Genomic DNA, 368 nt, shown 5'->3' with positions numbered 1-368 from the left:
GCGGGCGCCCTGTTGCACGAGCCGGGGACGTCCCGCACGGCGGCGGGCGCGGCCCTGGCCGCCCTCGCGGAGACCCGAGCCCTGGGCATACCGGACGAGCGGGCGGCCGCCGCCGCGCCCACCGTCCTGGCCCTCACCACACCGAGCCTGCGGGGGCGCGGGCACTTGCCCCAGCAGGGCACGCCTCGGCAGAGCGTTCCTCGGCAGGGCGCGTCCTCGCAGGGTGCGTCGGCTTCGGGAGTCCCCGGTCCGGAACAACGGCCGCTCCCCCAGCCCGAGTTGGAAACGCCGAACCCCGTACTCTCACCGAACTCCGTACTCGCACCGAGCCCCGTACTCACAGCGACGCTCCCCCTCCCCCGCACCCC

The 368-nt window shown here is 76.4% G+C and carries 1 pseudogene; it reads left to right on the top strand.

Annotation, left to right across the window (positions count from 1 at the left end):
• Positions 1–368, top strand: a pseudogene (locus JHN63_RS53820) (hypothetical protein); the annotation flags it as partial.

Origin of the sequence: Streptomyces sp. MBT65 (assembly GCF_016612545.1) — a bacterium.
GTDB lineage: Bacteria > Actinomycetota > Actinomycetes > Streptomycetales > Streptomycetaceae > Streptomyces.
Note: the sequence above shows the minus strand (reverse complement) of the source record. Positions and strands in the feature narration are given on the sequence as shown.